Origin of the sequence: Alcanivorax sp. UBA3183 (assembly GCF_002364155.1) — a bacterium.
Lineage (GTDB): Bacteria > Pseudomonadota > Gammaproteobacteria > Pseudomonadales > Alcanivoracaceae > Alcanivorax > Alcanivorax jadensis.
Genome location: NZ_DEXN01000017.1, coordinates 147,256 through 161,875, shown reverse-complemented (window position 1 = coordinate 161,875; position 14,620 = coordinate 147,256). Strand labels below are relative to the sequence as shown.

At 56.7% G+C, this 14,620-nt stretch carries 13 protein-coding genes; 11 read left to right on the top strand and 2 right to left on the bottom strand.

Annotated features, from left to right (window positions below; genetic code table 11):
* From B3Q33_RS08190 to secF, 11 genes are all read left to right on the top strand, one after another.
* The coding region (locus B3Q33_RS08190; protein ID WP_286827438.1) for a helix-turn-helix transcriptional regulator at positions 1-434 on the top strand (434 nt) is incomplete at its 5' end.
* Positions 435-584: 150 nt separating this feature from the next.
* A complete protein-coding gene (locus B3Q33_RS08185) occupies positions 585-2,687 on the top strand; it encodes an AAA family ATPase (protein WP_273010199.1) in 2,103 nt (700 codons plus the stop codon).
* A gap of 56 nt (positions 2,688-2,743) precedes the next feature.
* The gene (locus tag B3Q33_RS08180; RefSeq protein ID WP_273010200.1) at positions 2,744-3,502 is read left to right on the top strand and encodes a PP2C family protein-serine/threonine phosphatase; all 759 of its coding nucleotides are present in this window, start codon (positions 2,744-2,746) and stop codon (positions 3,500-3,502) included.
* Positions 3,503-3,589: 87 nt separating this feature from the next.
* A complete protein-coding gene (locus B3Q33_RS08175; protein ID WP_273010201.1) occupies positions 3,590-4,009 on the top strand; it encodes a hypothetical protein in 420 nt (139 codons plus the stop codon).
* A gap of 110 nt (positions 4,010-4,119) precedes the next feature.
* Entirely contained in the window at positions 4,120-5,388 is a 1,269-nt protein-coding gene (locus B3Q33_RS08170) for a PD-(D/E)XK nuclease family protein (protein ID WP_273010202.1), read from the top strand.
* Positions 5,389-5,714: 326 nt separating this feature from the next.
* Complete coding sequence (locus B3Q33_RS08165) at positions 5,715-6,185, top strand: RDD family protein (RefSeq protein WP_272962099.1); 471 nt, start codon at positions 5,715-5,717, stop codon at positions 6,183-6,185.
* 168 nt (positions 6,186-6,353) lie between these two features.
* Entirely contained in the window at positions 6,354-7,397 is a 1,044-nt protein-coding gene (gene queA, locus B3Q33_RS08160) for a tRNA preQ1(34) S-adenosylmethionine ribosyltransferase-isomerase QueA (protein WP_272962120.1), read from the top strand.
* A 9-nt stretch (positions 7,398-7,406) separates the two neighbouring features.
* Positions 7,407-8,519, top strand: coding sequence for a tRNA guanosine(34) transglycosylase Tgt (gene tgt / locus B3Q33_RS08155; protein ID WP_273010207.1), 1,113 nt, complete (start codon positions 7,407-7,409; stop codon positions 8,517-8,519).
* Between the two features lie 23 nt (positions 8,520-8,542).
* Positions 8,543-8,899 carry a preprotein translocase subunit YajC gene (gene yajC, locus B3Q33_RS08150; RefSeq protein ID WP_269530044.1) on the top strand — a complete coding sequence of 119 codons (357 nt, stop codon included), beginning with the start codon at positions 8,543-8,545 and terminating at the stop codon, positions 8,897-8,899.
* Positions 8,900-9,025: 126 nt separating this feature from the next.
* A complete protein-coding gene (gene secD, locus B3Q33_RS08145) occupies positions 9,026-10,906 on the top strand; it encodes a protein translocase subunit SecD (RefSeq protein ID WP_035248168.1) in 1,881 nt (626 codons plus the stop codon).
* A gap of 13 nt (positions 10,907-10,919) precedes the next feature.
* Positions 10,920-11,843 (top strand): protein translocase subunit SecF, encoded by a 924-nt coding sequence (gene secF, locus B3Q33_RS08140; RefSeq protein ID WP_272962102.1) that lies wholly within the window; start codon positions 10,920-10,922, stop codon positions 11,841-11,843.
* Between the two features lie 88 nt (positions 11,844-11,931).
* Here the strand turns inward: secF and B3Q33_RS08135 are convergent, their stop codons facing one another.
* Together B3Q33_RS08135 and B3Q33_RS08130 are read right to left on the bottom strand one after the other, a co-directional pair.
* Positions 11,932-13,140 (bottom strand): pyridoxal phosphate-dependent aminotransferase, encoded by a 1,209-nt coding sequence (locus B3Q33_RS08135; protein ID WP_035248164.1) that lies wholly within the window; start codon positions 13,138-13,140, stop codon positions 11,932-11,934.
* Between the two features lie 66 nt (positions 13,141-13,206).
* Positions 13,207-14,613 (bottom strand): amidase, encoded by a 1,407-nt coding sequence (locus B3Q33_RS08130; RefSeq protein WP_035248162.1) that lies wholly within the window; start codon positions 14,611-14,613, stop codon positions 13,207-13,209.
* Between the last annotated feature and the right edge of the window lie 7 nt (positions 14,614-14,620).

Sequence of the window (14,620 nt, the reverse complement as noted above, 5' to 3'; positions counted from 1 at the left end):
TGCAGTTATTACTTGAAACCGCGCGCTATCTGGTTGTCCGATTCTGGAATTACAAAGATTTCAGGCACCTGGCTTTGCATAGGTTGCGCAAAGTGAATGTTCTTGATGAGGAGGTGGAGAGGGCTTCAGATTTCGATCTGGAGAGCTATCTGAAAGAAGGGAACATGAATCTTCCCTACGGCGATAGTGTCGAGTTAGTCATGCGGCTCTATGGTCGTGCTGCTGATCATTTGTACGAGACCCCAGTCAACGCCTCCCAGACGCTGCGTGAGGCGTGCTCCGATGTTACGGAATTGCGCGTGCAGGTTAATAGCACAGAGGAGCTGAAATGGTGGATATTGGGCTTCGGCGCAAACGTAGAAGTCATCAAGCCGATCAAGCTCAGAGATGAAATCAGAGATGAAATGTTGAGGGGGGCGAAGAGATACGGCTAGCAAGCGCTAGCCTTTATGCCCCTCGCCCTCATAATTCAGCCCCGCCAGCCTTATCTGTAGTCCTCATAGAACTGATTTGACACGACAGAAACTGACGCACTTGTAAGCGTAAATAGGTGTATCGAATGTCGCAGTGTCAGGAGAAAGGGGATGCACTTCAAACTGGATAGCCGTTCTGCACCACAAACAGGGGTCATGGAGAATATCCTGCTGATCCGGCACTGGGTTGCCCGGATTCTCGCGTATTCGTCGGCATGGAATGCCGGCTGGTGTCGCCAGGATAAACGCTTTGAGAATGACGATATTCTTGAGCTGTTGGGTTTCCTGCCATCCAGAGAGGCTCGTATTCGCCGGCCTCCCCAGGCTCTTGAAAAAGTTATCGGTGAGCATAGTCTCGACGCGTTACTTGCTGAAGATGATCTCTATCAGAACGTGGTTAAGCTGGGTGATCGGCTTTCCTTGACGGAAGCGGAGCGGCGGTTGCTAGTTCTGTTCTGCTACAAGGACTCAAGCGAGATACTTAACGAGGTTTGTTGCCTGGTAAAAGGCGGTTCAATGCGACAGATTACCGCGCTTCTAGCCCGTATCGTGGATGTCCCGGAGCAGGACGTACAGGCCGCCTTGAAGCCCACAGGTGTGTTAAGAGTGACTCAGTTACTTACACTCCATATGGCGTCCGGATTTCGTGGCAAGGATCTGTCCTGCATGATCGAAGTTGAGGATGAGCTACACGAAAGCTTGCATGTTCCAGATGCTTCGGATGCTCATCTCGTTAGCCTTTTTTACAGGGAAGCAGATAAGGCTCAGCTGGGGCTACAGGACTATAAGGAGCTAAAAGAGGAAGTTGCGATGCTGTCTCGCTTGCTGACCCGTTCAGTAGAAGAGGGAATCAAAGGCGTCAATGTGCTCTTCTATGGCCCTCCGGGAACCGGGAAGAGTGAGCTTGCGAAGGTAATAGGAGAATCGTTACAGATGAGCATGGCTTTTGTCCCGGAAGAAGAACGGGATGGTGATGCTCTCACTGTGAAAGGGCGTATGGGGCGCTATAACGGCTGCCAAAGGGCCATCGCTCATGATTCTCGTACCCTCGTGGTGTTTGATGAGGCAGAGGACTGCCTGTGTGATAGCCCATTCATGTTTTTTATGCCGTCTAAACGACAGACGGAGAAGTCCAGTATGACGCGTGTGCTGGAGAATAACCCGAGGCCCACGATCTGGATCTCAAATCGAGTGGATATGGATCCGGCTTTCCTGCGCCGTTTTTCCCATGTGGTGCATATGGACAATCCGGGGCCTTCTCGGCGTGAGCGTTTGGTTCGCGAAGCGATGGCCGGGGAAGCAGTCTCGGAAAGCTTTATCAATGAGGCGAGCAAGCTGGAATCACTCTCCCCCGCGATTCTGCATAGCAGCCTGCATTTTTCACGTCTAGCTGCGGAGAGCGACCATGTTACGGAAAGCCTTATCGCTCACAGCCTCAATGCCCGATTCAAAGCCATGGGTGTGTCTGAGCGTTTGAAGGTGGAAACGCACAAGGGGCTACCTTGGCGTGGGGAGTGTCTGCGCGCCTCTGAAGATGTGGCAAGTCTCATCGACCAGATCAACCCTGATGTGCCGGTGCGGTTCTGTTTGCATGGGGCGCCAGGTACCGGAAAAACGGCTTGGGGCCATGAGCTGGCCGAGCGTATCCAGCGTCCGTTGATTGTCCGCCAGGCGTCAGATTTGCTCGATATGTTTGTGGGGGAGACGGAAAAACAGATCGCCTATGCTTTTGAGGAGGCCGAGCAGGAAGGTGCGGTACTGCTGATTGATGAAGCGGATAGCTTTATCGGTAGCCGCAGCAATGCGCAGCAAAGCTGGGAGGTGTCGCACGTCAATCAGTTCTTGGCATCACTTGAGCGCTTCAATGGCATCTTTGTTGCCACCACTAACCTCTTGGAGCGAGTTGACGAGGCGGCCATGCGCCGTTTCGACTTCGTCGTGCGTTTTGATTGCCTGGACCAGGAAGGCGTCTTGCTGTTGCTGAAGGACCTGGCCGATGCCTACGGAATCAAATTGCCAGCCATTAATGTGCAGCGGGCAATGCTGGATGGAATGGAAATGCTGACTCCAGGTGATTTCGCGGCGACCTATCGTCGCCTCCGGGTGCTCAAGAATCCACCGGATGCTGCTGAATTAGTGGGCATGCTGCGTGACTGTCTCAGCTACAAGAAGAAACCATCACAGCCAATAGGGTTCATGGCGTCGCTGCATTAAGTGCTGTGGCGCTGCGGCATCCTAACTTTTCCCGATTCCATTGTGATGGAGTGCTCATGTTAGACATTGCTTACACCCAGCATAGCGGAGGCTCATCCCGGCCACAGCAGGATGCCATCTGGACTGGGAAGTCCGTCCTGCAAGCGCGAGATGCTCCGGTTAGCGGTTACATTGGTAAGGCACCTGTCATTCTAGCTGTTGCCGACGGCGTGGCAGCCAGCACCCGGCCAGCACGCGCAAGCCGGTTTGTGGTTGAAGCCCTGTCGCGCCTTACAGGCCGCGAACGCTTGACCGGTAAACAGGTTCGTGCAGTACAGGCGCAGCTCTCAGAAAAGTATGCAGGTGGTAAGGCCCATGGCGCGTCCACGACGCTGGTAGGAGCCAGGGTGACCGAAAACAGTTGCGAGATCGTCAATGTGGGCGATAGCCGCGCCTATGTCTTCAACCCGGAAAGCGAATGCCGTCAGCTGAGTGAAGACCACACGATCCTGAATGCCCTGATTTCCAGCGGAGAGATTATTCCCGAGGAGGGGGTTGAGTATGCCCAGATGTATCAAGGGTTGGCGCACTGTTTGACAGCTGATACTGAGGAGTACGGTTTTGCCCTTCATTTTCAGGAGTCGGCACTTGAGAACGGGGGCGGCCTGCTGCTTTGTAGTGACGGGCTGCATGATGCCATCGGCGATGCGGAGATCCGCAAGCTGTATCAGGCGGGCCTGACGGCTGCTGATCAGGTAGGGCTGTGGCGACAGGCGGTGATTGATGTGGGGGTGCCGGACAACCTCTCGATACTATTTGTCAGGAATTCAGCATGACTTTCTCTGTTAGCTGGATTGGAGACGACATTTTTTGTCGTCTCCATGCTCTGAAATTGCCCATCGAGTGATTAGGTAGGAGGGGGTGTGGCTTCTGATGAAATGCTCGAACCTGGCTGGCTCGTCCGCTTTGCTGATATTGAACGCTATCGCAATAAGAGTGACGTTGCTATTTGTTGGTTCATGTATGGCAGCAACGTTCACCCAGTTCCAGAGTTTTACAAATATGACTGGTGGATTTTTTGGGAGGGGTCGCCTGTTGATGGGGATGAGCTGATCTTCAGTGAGGATTACCGGATGAACATTTCAGAGGCAAATTTTCTTTATGATCGGCTAATGAAAGAAAAGACGGTTTTCTTCATGTACAACCAAAAACGGCCCAGAAGGGATTGCCTGAACCCCTTCAATCCAAGCGCTAAGCGTTGGGAGGGGCAGTGCTGGGCTCCCTCTCTTAAGGATGATCTGGACCCTCTCGTTACGGAAGGGCCTTGGGCTGGGCATAAATAGCGAATAGTTTGCATTAACGGTGAGTTTTCGTGGTGATGGGGCTTCATTCTGGGAACATCGCGTGCGAATGGGGGCCGGTCTCGAGTGTGGGATATAGGCAAAGGAGTTTGATGTTGAGTCGTTATGACAGTGTGAGTGAATGGTTCTGGAAATCAGATCTCTGTGAGCGCTTACGGGGAACCAAGCCTTCGAAGCCCTCGAATGTATTGTCGCTGCTTTTCTCTGCGCACGATGAGGTGAGGCTGCATACTCCAATGATTGGCTGGTTACTGGATCCTAAGGGTGACCATGGTCTGGGTATTGAGCCCTTAATGCGCTTCCTGGAAAGATTGGGAGCTCCTATCCCGGATGCCTGCGCTAACCAGTCAGTTAGCGTGTGGAGGGAGAGGTATTTTCCGGGATATGGCCGGGTTGATCTGATTATTGAGTATCAGGGGCACGCCATTGTTATTGAAAATAAGCTGTATGCGGCTGACCAGGAAGCCCAGCTTTCGCGGTATCAGCAGGTCTTGGATGAGCTGATCTGCCCAGAATCAGGCAGTTTGTATTACCTCACCATTGATGGATCTGAGCCTTCGGATGTGTCCTGTGCGGCTCCAGAGGGCCTGCAAGGCGATCACCGAGCGCCTGACTATCACTGCATCAGTTATCGCTCAGACATACTGGGCTGGCTGGTTGAGCTGATCTCAGAGGTTTCGGAGGACAACTCTAGAGTCCGAGTCAGCCTGGAACAATATCTTGAAATTGTAATGGAGGTGACCGGGATGCACTCTCGGAAGGATGCCATGGAAGAGCTTGATCAAACTGGGCTTATGGAGCACATACAACAAAACCCGGAGGACACTGCAGTTCTGGCGAGGCTGACTCGTTCTGTCCACTTTCTACATGCTAAATTGCTCGAGGGCCTTGTAAACGCCGTTCAAGAGGGGTTGAAGTCTGAGTTGTCCCTTGAGCCGGTGGAGAATGTCGCCAGAAAGGACAGGCTGGACTGGGGTGTCTATGAGGCCTGGGCTAGAGGCAAAACGGCCAAAGGGACCCTTTTGTTCAGAGTTCAGGGCATCTCCGAGCCTGCCTTGAGGAGTGTGCATCTGGTGATTGGGCTGGATGCTGCGGACATGTTCTGGGTTGGTTTGGGCCACTTTGTTGACGGTGAGCACCAGGAGAATGTTGTTTCTGGTGACCGCTTTGGGGGTATTCCAGGCCATAACAGCAATCAGTGGTGGTTGAGCTGGGTGACGATCAACGAATTGGATCCTGCCGCTTTTGATGGTGCAGATGGTGTTGGGCGGTTGGCTTTGGATCAGAACTCGGCTGAGTTGGTAGAGCGCGTTCTAGGGCTCTGCCGGCAGTACCTCGCGATTCTGGCTAAGGAGGCCTGAGGTTTCTGTCATGCAGAGCGTCTGCGGGTGGCGACTGAGGTTTTTTGACCTCTCCATGACTTGCCGCTGACGGCTGCGCTATACTGCGGGCCGCGAAGGGTTCGGGTCCCATTTTTAGGCATTTTTTAGTGGGGCCAACAGTGTGGCCAACACCCTTTTTGGATTTTTTATTATTTTGTAAATCAGATGGTTAGGGCTCTATTTGAGTCCGGCCTCTGTACCAAACGAATAAAAAAGCCCGCTTAGTGCGGGCTTTTTTATGGGCGCAGCATGCACAGGCTGGTTGCCAAGTGCAGAACCGCCCGACGCTGAATGGGAGTGACCCGATGGAACAGCTGCAACCTGCCGGTTTGTTGAAACGTCTTATGGCGCTGGTTTATGACGGTTTTCTGGTGCTGGCGCTGTGGTTCGTGACCGCCGGTATCTTTGTGCTGGTGTATCCCCACACCGGTTTGCCGGAGGAATCCATTAACGGCGTGACCCGTGCGGCGCCCGGTTACCTGAAAGGTATTCTATTGCCCCTGTTGCTGTTGGAGACCTGGCTGTTTTATGCCTGGTTCTGGATGCGCGGCGGGCAGACGCTGGGCATGCGTGCCTGGCGGTTGCAGGTGCAGGATTACCGGGGTGGATCGGTCAAGTTGTGGCAGACCGTGGTCCGTTTTCTGGGCGGCTGTGTTTCCTGGGCGCTATTCGGCGCCGGTTATCTGGTGGTGCTGATCGCTCCTCATCAGACACTGCACGACCGCCTGTCCGCCACTGCCACGGTGGAATTGCCGAAAAAGCCGAAGAAGAGCTGATTTTCCCCTCGCACTTTATTCGCGAAGCCCTTTCACGCTGACGCGTGATTCGTCCCTCAAGAGGAACTCCTACAGCAACGCCGTAGAGGTCTTGATGAAGGGTGTTTTTTCCTCGTGGCAGAGCAGGTATCCTTGCCTCCCCCTATAGCTTCCGTGCCGGTACAGTACGTGAACGTCGACGATTTTGATTTTGATCTTCCTGACGGGCTGATTGCCCGTCATCCTCCCGCCGAGCGTCGTGATGCCCGCCTGTTGGCGCTGACCCGTGATGCCCTCCAGCACCAGCAATTCCCGGATCTGCTCTCCCACGTGCACCCTGGTGATCTGCTGATTTTCAATGACACCCGGGTGATTGCGGCCCGCCTGTTTGGCCAGAAAGAAAGCGGCGGCAAGGTGGAAGTGCTGATTGAGCGGGTGGTGGATGAACGCGAGGCTCTGGCCCATGTGCGTGCTTCCAAGTCGCCGAAGCCGGGTACCTGGCTGCAATTTGATGAGGGCGTGCGAGCGCAGGTGACCGGGCGTCGTGATGCCCTGTTTATCCTCCAGTTTCAGGGTTGCGACACCCTGTTGGGGGCACTGGAGCGTATCGGCCACGTACCCTTGCCACCTTATATTGACCGGCCCGATGAAGCTGGTGACATGGAGCGCTACCAGACGGTCTATGCCCGCGAACCGGGTGCGGTAGCGGCCCCTACCGCCGGCCTGCATTTTGACGATGAGATGCTGGCGGCTCTGGAGCAGCACGGGGTGGATATCGGGTTTGTCACCCTTCATGTCGGCGCCGGCACGTTTCAGCCAGTGCGGGTGGACAAGGTGGAAGACCACCACATGCACAGTGAGCGTTACCAGATTCCCGATTCACTGGTGGAGCAGGTGGCGCAGGCCCATGCCCGGGGTGGCCGGGTTGTGGCGGTGGGTACCACTGCGCTGCGCGCCCTGGAAGCGGCCAGTCAGACCGGTGGTTTGGTGGCGGGGCAGGGCGAGACCGAGATCTTTATCTATCCGGGCTACCGGTTCCGGTTGGTGGATTGCCTGGTGACCAATTTCCATCTTCCTAAGTCCACCCTGCTGATGCTGATCAGCGCCTTCGCCGGTCGTGAGCGGGTAATGGCGGCTTACCAGGCGGCCATTGACGCGCAATACCGTTTCTTCAGTTACGGCGATGCCATGTTTATTGAGCGGGTGGCTGTGCCTCCCGCAGAGGGGCTTTGAATGTCTCGAATGCAGTTCTCTCTCAACAAGACCGATGGCGCCGCGCGACGTGGGCAGCTCACTTTCCCGCGCGGCACCATCCAGACCCCGGCGTTCATGCCGGTGGGGACCTATGGCACCGTCAAGGGGATGCTGCCCAGGGATCTGGCCGATACCGGCGCCGAAATCTGCCTGGGCAATACCTTCCACCTGATGCTGCGTCCCGGCACGGAAGTGATTGAAGCTCACGGTTCACTGCATGGTTTCATGCAGTGGGACAAGCCGATTCTCACCGATTCAGGCGGTTTTCAGGTATTCAGCCTGGGCGACATGCGCAAGATTTCCGAGCAGGGGGTGGTGTTCAAGAACCCTATCAACGGCGACCGGGTGGAGCTGACGCCGGAAAAGGCCATGCAGGTGCAGCGTTCCCTGGGCAGCGATATCTGCATGATCTTTGACGAATGCACGCCATTCCCTGCCACCGAGCAGCAGGCCCGGGATTCCATGCAGCTGTCCCTGCGCTGGGCCCAGCGTTCAAAAGAGGCTCATGAGGGTAATGATGCGGCCTGTTTCGGCATCGTCCAGGGTGGCATGTACGACAACCTGCGCCAGGAGTCCCTGGCCGGGCTGGTGGATATCGGTTTTGACGGTTATGCCATTGGCGGCCTCAGCGTGGGCGAGCCCCAGGAAGAGATGCTGCGCACCTTGGGTGCCATTGCCCCGCATATGCCGGAAGATCGTCCCCGTTACCTGATGGGCGTGGGCAAGCCAGACGACATCGTTGAGGCGGTCCGGCGCGGTGTGGACATGTTCGATTGTGTGATGCCCACCCGTAATGCCCGTAACGGGCACCTGTTTACTGCCGAAGGCGTGGTGAAAATCCGCAACGCCCGGCATCGTCACGATCTGGCTCCCCTGGAGTCGGATTGTGACTGCTATACCTGCCAGCATTTCTCGCGCAGCTATCTGCATCACCTGGATCGCTGCAACGAAATGCTGGGCTCCCAGCTCAATACCATCCACAACCTGCGTTATTATCAGCGGCTGATGGCTGGATTGCGGGGGGCCATTGAAGGGGGTACATTGTCCGCCTTTGTGGACGACTTCTACGCAGCGCGAGGCCAACAAACCCCCGCGTTGTAGCTATTTGAAAACTGGAGTAATCAATGAAAATCGCAATGCGTTCCATCCTGGCCCTGTTGGCCACGGCCCTGATCTCCCCGGCGTACGCTGCTGCGCCTGCCGGCCCCGGCGGTGTGGAGCTGATCATGCTGGTGGTGATGATGGTGGTGTTCTACTTCTTCCTGATTCGCCCTCAGCAGAAGCGTGCCAAGGAACACAAGAACCTGGTGGAAAGCCTGAGCAAGGGTGATGAAGTGGTCACCAGCGGTGGCATTCTGGGCCGGATTACCAAGGTCACCGATGATTTCGTGGTAGTGGAAATCAGCAACAACCTGGAAATCAAACTGCAGAAAGGTAGCGTCCAGGCGACCCTGCCCAAAGGCACCATGAAGTCCATCTAAAAACAACGGTCAGCCCCGTCGAGTACGGGGCTTTTTGCAGGCCAGTTGATGCCTGTATTGCCAAGGGATTGAGAGCTCAGCGTTTTCAATGCCCAGCCCAAAGGACCGGCAACACCGGAAAGAACTATGACCCGCTACCCCCGCTGGAAATTTTTCCTGCTAATGGCTGCGCTGATTGTCTGCGGCCTTTATGCGCTCCCCAATCTGTATCCCGATGCGCCTGCCATTCAGATCAGCCATGCCGAAGCCGGTGGCGAAGTCACCGATGTGGCACGTCAGCGAGTGCTTGGCGCTCTGGATAATGCCGGCCTGAACCCGGGCCCTGGCGAGAGTGTCGGCACCTCTTTGCTGGTGCGCCTGAGCGATACGGAAGCGCAATTGCGTGCCCGGGAAATCGCCTCCAACCTGCTGGGTGATAACTATGTGGTGGCCCTGAACCTGGCCGCGACCACCCCGCAATGGCTGCGTGCCGTGGGCGCCAGCCCCATGAATCTGGGTCTGGATCTGCGTGGCGGAGTGCACTTCCTGCTGCAGGTGGATATGGAAGAGGTGGTGACCAGCCGCATGGAAGCCTGGGCGGGGAATGCCAAGCTGACCCTGCGCGATGCCGGGGTTCGCTATCGCGGTGTAGAGGTTGATGGCACTACCATCACCGCCACCTTCGCCGATCAGGTGGCAGCCGATGCCGCCCGGTCGCCGTTGCGTCGGGCACTGGACAACTTCTCCATGAAGCCTGCCGGTGATAGCCCGGAAGTGGTGCTGACATTGAACGATGCCGCGCTCAAGGAAATGCAGGACTATGCGGTGGATCAGAACCGCACCGCCCTGAACAAGCGTGTCAACGAACTGGGTGTGGCTGAAGCGGTGGTGCAGCGTCAGGGTTCTGATCGCATTGTCGTGCAGTTGCCGGGGATTCAGGATGCCTCCCAGGCTCGCCGTATTCTCGGTCGTACCGCCACCCTGGAATTCCGTTTGGTGGATAACAGTGTGTCTTCCGCCCGCTTGCGCACCGGTGTAGCGCCGCCTGGGCTGGAATTCTTCCCCTTCAAGGGTCAGCAAGGCCGTATTGTGGCGTTGAGCAAATCCAAGATTGCGACCGGCGATCAGGTGATTGATGCGCGCATGGGCTTCGATCAGCAGAACGGGTCACCGGAGGTGAACGTGACGCTGGATGCGGATGGCGCCAAACGCATGCAGCGCATCACCGGCAAGAATGTGGGTAACCCCATGGGTGTGCTGTTCATCGAAACCAAAACCGATGTTCAGACGTCTACCGATGCCGATGGCAATACCGTGGACAAGATGGTCAGCACCACGGAGAAGTATGTGATCAACGTGGCGACCATTCAGGATACCCTGGGCAGTCGCTTCCGCATCACCGGCCTGGATAATCCGGCGGAAGCCTCTGAACTGGCGTTGCTGCTGCGCGCCGGGTCCCTGGCGGCGCCGGTGAGTATTGTTGAAGAGCGTACCGTGGGGCCAAGCCTGGGTGCGGAAAATATTGAAGCCGGTCTTAAATCCATGGCGCTGGGTCTGGCCCTGGTGCTGATCTTTATGGCGGTCTGGTACAAGGTATTCGGGCTGGTGGCCAATGTGGCGCTGCTGGGTAACCTGGTAATCATCGTTGGCATCATGTCATTGATTCCCGGTGCCACCCTGACCCTGCCCGGCATCGCCGGTATCGTGCTGACCGTGGGGATGGCGGTGGATGCCAACGTGCTGATTTTCGAGCGGGTGAAAGAAGATCTGCGCCGGGGCCTTAAACCGCTTCAAGCCATTGAAGAAGGCTACGGCAAAGCCTTTACCACCATTCTGGATGCCAATATCACCACCCTGATCGTGGCGGTGATCCTGTTTGCTGCCGGTACCGGATCGGTACAGGGCTTCGCGGTAACCCTGTTCATCGGCATTCTCACTTCCATGTTCACGTCTATCATTGGCACCCGTGCCATGGTGGAAATGATCTACGGTCGCGGTGCCCGTGCACCGGCCAAACTGAGTATCTAAGGCGGTGATGGCGATGAGTAAGGAAGAAAAGAACATCAATTTCATGGCTGCCCGGAAACCCCTGGGCATGCTGTCCATTGCGCTGGTGGTCATCTCCGTAATTCTGTTGGTGACCCGGGGTCTGAACCTGGGCCTGGATTTCACTGGCGGCACCACCATCGTGGTGAAAAGCCCGGTGGATGTGGAGCTGTCCCAGACCCGGGCGGACCTGACCAAAGCCGGCTTTGGTGATGCGGTGGTTCAGCATTATGGTTCGCCCAAGGAAGTGAATATTCGGGTGGCCCCCAAGGACAGTGTCGATGCGGACAAGATTGGCTATGTCGTGTTTGACGTGCTCAAGGCGGGCAACGGTGATCTGGAATTGCTGAAGGTCGAGTTTGTTGGCCCGCAAGTGGGCGATGAGCTCCGCGATGAATCCGGTACGGCCATGTTGCTGGCGCTGGGGCTGATGATGCTCTACGTCTGGTTCCGCTTTTCCAACAAGTTCGGGGTGGCCACTGTAGTGGCCCTGTTCCATGACGTGATCGTTGTGCTGGGTCTGTTTTCATTGTTGCAATGGCCGTTTGATCTGACGGTGCTGGCGGCGGTGCTGGCGCTTATCGGTTACTCACTGAACGATTCCATCGTGGTGGCGGACCGGATTCGCGACGAGTTCCGCAATACCCGTGAAACGGATCCAGTGGCCATTATTAATGGTGCGGTGAACCAGACCATGACCCGAACCATCAACACCTCGTTGACGACGTTGCTGGTGCTGGTGGCATTGTTCTTCTTTGGTGGCGAAGTCATGAAGGCGTTTTCTGAAGCGCTGATCGTGGGTGTGCTGGTGGGGACCTATTCCTCCATCTACGTGGTGACCAACATCCTGTTCATGATGAAGGTCGACAAGGAAGACTTCCTGATTCCGGAACCGGAAGAACTGGATGAAACACCTTAAAAGCAGTGAATAGTTAACAATTAATAGTTAATAGCTAAAAACCAAAAAAGCCGCGATTCGTCGCGGCTTTTTTGCGTCTGGTATTTGATTATCCGAAATTTTGTTTTTTCATCCATGGGATGATGCGTTCGAAGGCTTCCTCGATCTGGTCCAGGGAGGTGGAATAGCTGATGCGCAGGGCGTTTTTGCCGGCTTCGCCGAAGGTGTCGCCGGGGATGGTGCAGACGCCGGTCTCGCGTAGCAGTTTCAGGGCCACGTTGGCGCCATCCACGCCGTCCGGCAGGGACGGGAACAGGTAGAAAGCGCCGTCCGGTCGGTAGCCGGTCAGGTATGGGGTCTGCTCCACCAGTTCCACCAGCCGGTCGCGACGGTGCTGGTATTCCGCCACCATGCCGTCAATAAAATCATTGCTGCCGCGCAGGGCGGCGACTCCGGCCCACTGACAGGGAGTGTTGGCCACGGTAGTGGTGAACATGTGGTAACGGCGCAGTTTCTTGATGGCGCCCTGGCTGCCGATCAGCCAGCCGATGCGCATGCCGGCCATGGAAAACGTCTTCGAAAAACTGCTGATCACCATGACATGGTCCAGGTCCGAGCAGCATGACAGCACGCTGGGATAATCCCGGCCATCATAGATCAGGTGGTCATAGACCTCGTCGCTGATCACATGAATGCCCCGGTAGGCCGCTTCTTCCACGATGGCTTCGATGGTCTCCCGTGGATAGATAGTCCCTGTGGGGTTGCTGGGGGAATTGAGTACCACGGCAAAGGTATTTGGCCCCATGGCATCAATCACTTCCTGGGGGTCCAGTTGGTGATTGTTCTCTGCGCGGGTGGCGATGCTCTTTACAGTGCCGCCATTCATGCGGATCAGGGGGCCGTAAAGCATGAACGACGGGTCGGGGACGATAAACTCCCGTCCGGGTGCGGAAGTGGCCGTGAGCGCCAGATAGATTGCCTCGGTGGCGCCAGTGGTGATCATCAGGTTTTCCGGCACCAAAGGACGTTGGTATCGGTGGCTGTAATATTCGGCCAGGGCTTCGAGCAGTTCCGGGAGGCCCGCGTCCATGGTGTAGCCGGTTTGCCCTGCGTTCAGTGCGTCCACGGCGGCCTGGATGACATGGTCAGGTGGCTTGAAGTCCGGTTGGCCAATGGAAAGGTGAATCACGTTATCCAGGTCCGACGCCAGATTCACCATGCGGCGAATGCCCGGCACCGGAATGGTGAGCAGCGCCGGATTCCAGATCGGGTCTTCGCTTTCGTAGAAATCCGTATCCAGATTGATATTGCCCATCATGTGCTCCTTCTCTTTGATTCGCTGCTCTGTAGAGGTGTCGACTACGCCCCTCGCAAAGACCTTTTTTTAGTTTTGCAGCAACGGTGGCAACACGGTAAACGGCTTGGCTTGCTCGAAGGCGTGGCCGGCAGCCAGGACCCGGGCATCATCGAAACGCGCACCCACAATCTGCAGCCCCATGGGCAAACCGTTGCTGTCCAGCCCCATGGGCACTGACAGTGCAGGCTGTCCGGTAAGGTTGAACGGATAGGTAAACGGGGTCCAGGTGGGCCAGCGGGTGCTGGGCCAGTCCACCGGCACTTCGCGGTTGGTGTCGAACGCCCCCAGGGGCAGCGTCGGGGTGATCAGCAGATCGTATTTGGTGTGGAAGACCGCCATGCGTTCACTGACCGCCATTCGCTCGTTCATGGCGCCCAGATAATCCAGCATGGAGAGTTTCTCGGCCTTGGTGGCAACTTCAATCAGCGCCGGATCCATCAGGCTACGTTGGCGCTCACCGAGATCACGCATGGCATTGGCCGCACCGCTATAGAAAAGGTGGCTGAAGGCGGCCAGCGGGTTGCTGAATCCGGGGTCGGCCTCGGTGATGGTCGCGCCCAGATCTTCAAATACCTTGGCCGCGTCCTTGAACGCTTTCTCGATGTCCGGATCCACATCCACATAACCCAGATTGGTGCTCATGGCGATTTTCAGCCCTTTCATGGGCTGGTCCAGAGCCGCCAGATAGTCGATATGACGGCGGGGTGCGGCCAGGCTGTCGCGGGCATCGGCTTCGCACATCACGTTCATCATCAAGGCCGCATCCGCTACGGTGCGCGTCATCGGGCCGGCGTGGGCGAGGGTGCCAAACGGGCTGGCGGGCCAGTGAGGGACTTCACTGAAGGTCGGCTTGTGGCCGACGATACCGCAGAAGCTGGCGGGGATGCGGATGGAACCGCCGGCATCGGTGCCGAGAGCCAGTGGGGCCATGCCTGCGGAGACCGCGGCGGAACTGCCGCCGCTACTCCCGCCGGCGGTTTTAGAAGGATCCCAGGGGTTGTTGGTGGGCCCGCACATGGGGCTATCGGTAATGCCCTTCCAGCCGAACTCCGGGGTTGTGGTCTTGCCCAGAGGAACATAACCATGGCGTTCCAGAGCGGCTACTGCCGGCGAACGCTTGTTCAGCGTGGAGGCCGGATCGATGGTTCTGGAGCCTTTCAGGGTCGGCCACATGGGGGTGAGGAAGACATCCTTGACGGCCACAGGTACGCCATCCAGCAGCCCTTCTGATGTGCCTTGCTGATAGCGTTGTTCTGATTCCCGCGCCCATTGCAGGGTGGTGTCGCGGTCAATCAGGCACCAGGCATTCAACGCCTGATCATGTTTCTCGATATGGTCCAACAGGTTGGAGCAAACCTCCACTGGGGATAGGGCGCCGGTCTGGTAGGCGGCTTTCAGCGCCTGGGCGCTCATGGTCAGTAGTTCCTTGCTCATCGGCATC

What these genes read in the sequence shown, in the direction of transcription:
- B3Q33_RS08165 (WP_272962099.1), top strand. Translation starts at nt 5,715, where the DNA reads ATGGAACAGCTGCAACCTGCCGGTTTGTTGAAACGTCTTATGGCGCTG.
- secD (WP_035248168.1), top strand. Translation starts at nt 9,026, where the DNA reads ATGACCCGCTACCCCCGCTGGAAATTTTTCCTGCTAATGGCTGCGCTG.
- B3Q33_RS08180 (WP_273010200.1), top strand. Translation starts at nt 2,744, where the DNA reads ATGTTAGACATTGCTTACACCCAGCATAGCGGAGGCTCATCCCGGCCA.
- tgt (WP_273010207.1), top strand. Translation starts at nt 7,407, where the DNA reads ATGCAGTTCTCTCTCAACAAGACCGATGGCGCCGCGCGACGTGGGCAG.
- secF (WP_272962102.1), top strand. Translation starts at nt 10,920, where the DNA reads ATGAGTAAGGAAGAAAAGAACATCAATTTCATGGCTGCCCGGAAACCC.
- B3Q33_RS08135 (WP_035248164.1), bottom strand. Translation starts at nt 13,140, where the DNA reads ATGATGGGCAATATCAATCTGGATACGGATTTCTACGAAAGCGAAGAC.
- B3Q33_RS08170 (WP_273010202.1), top strand. Translation starts at nt 4,120, where the DNA reads ATGTTGAGTCGTTATGACAGTGTGAGTGAATGGTTCTGGAAATCAGAT.
- B3Q33_RS08185 (WP_273010199.1), top strand. Translation starts at nt 585, where the DNA reads ATGCACTTCAAACTGGATAGCCGTTCTGCACCACAAACAGGGGTCATG.
- yajC (WP_269530044.1), top strand. Translation starts at nt 8,543, where the DNA reads ATGAAAATCGCAATGCGTTCCATCCTGGCCCTGTTGGCCACGGCCCTG.
- B3Q33_RS08130 (WP_035248162.1), bottom strand. Translation starts at nt 14,613, where the DNA reads ATGAGCAAGGAACTACTGACCATGAGCGCCCAGGCGCTGAAAGCCGCC.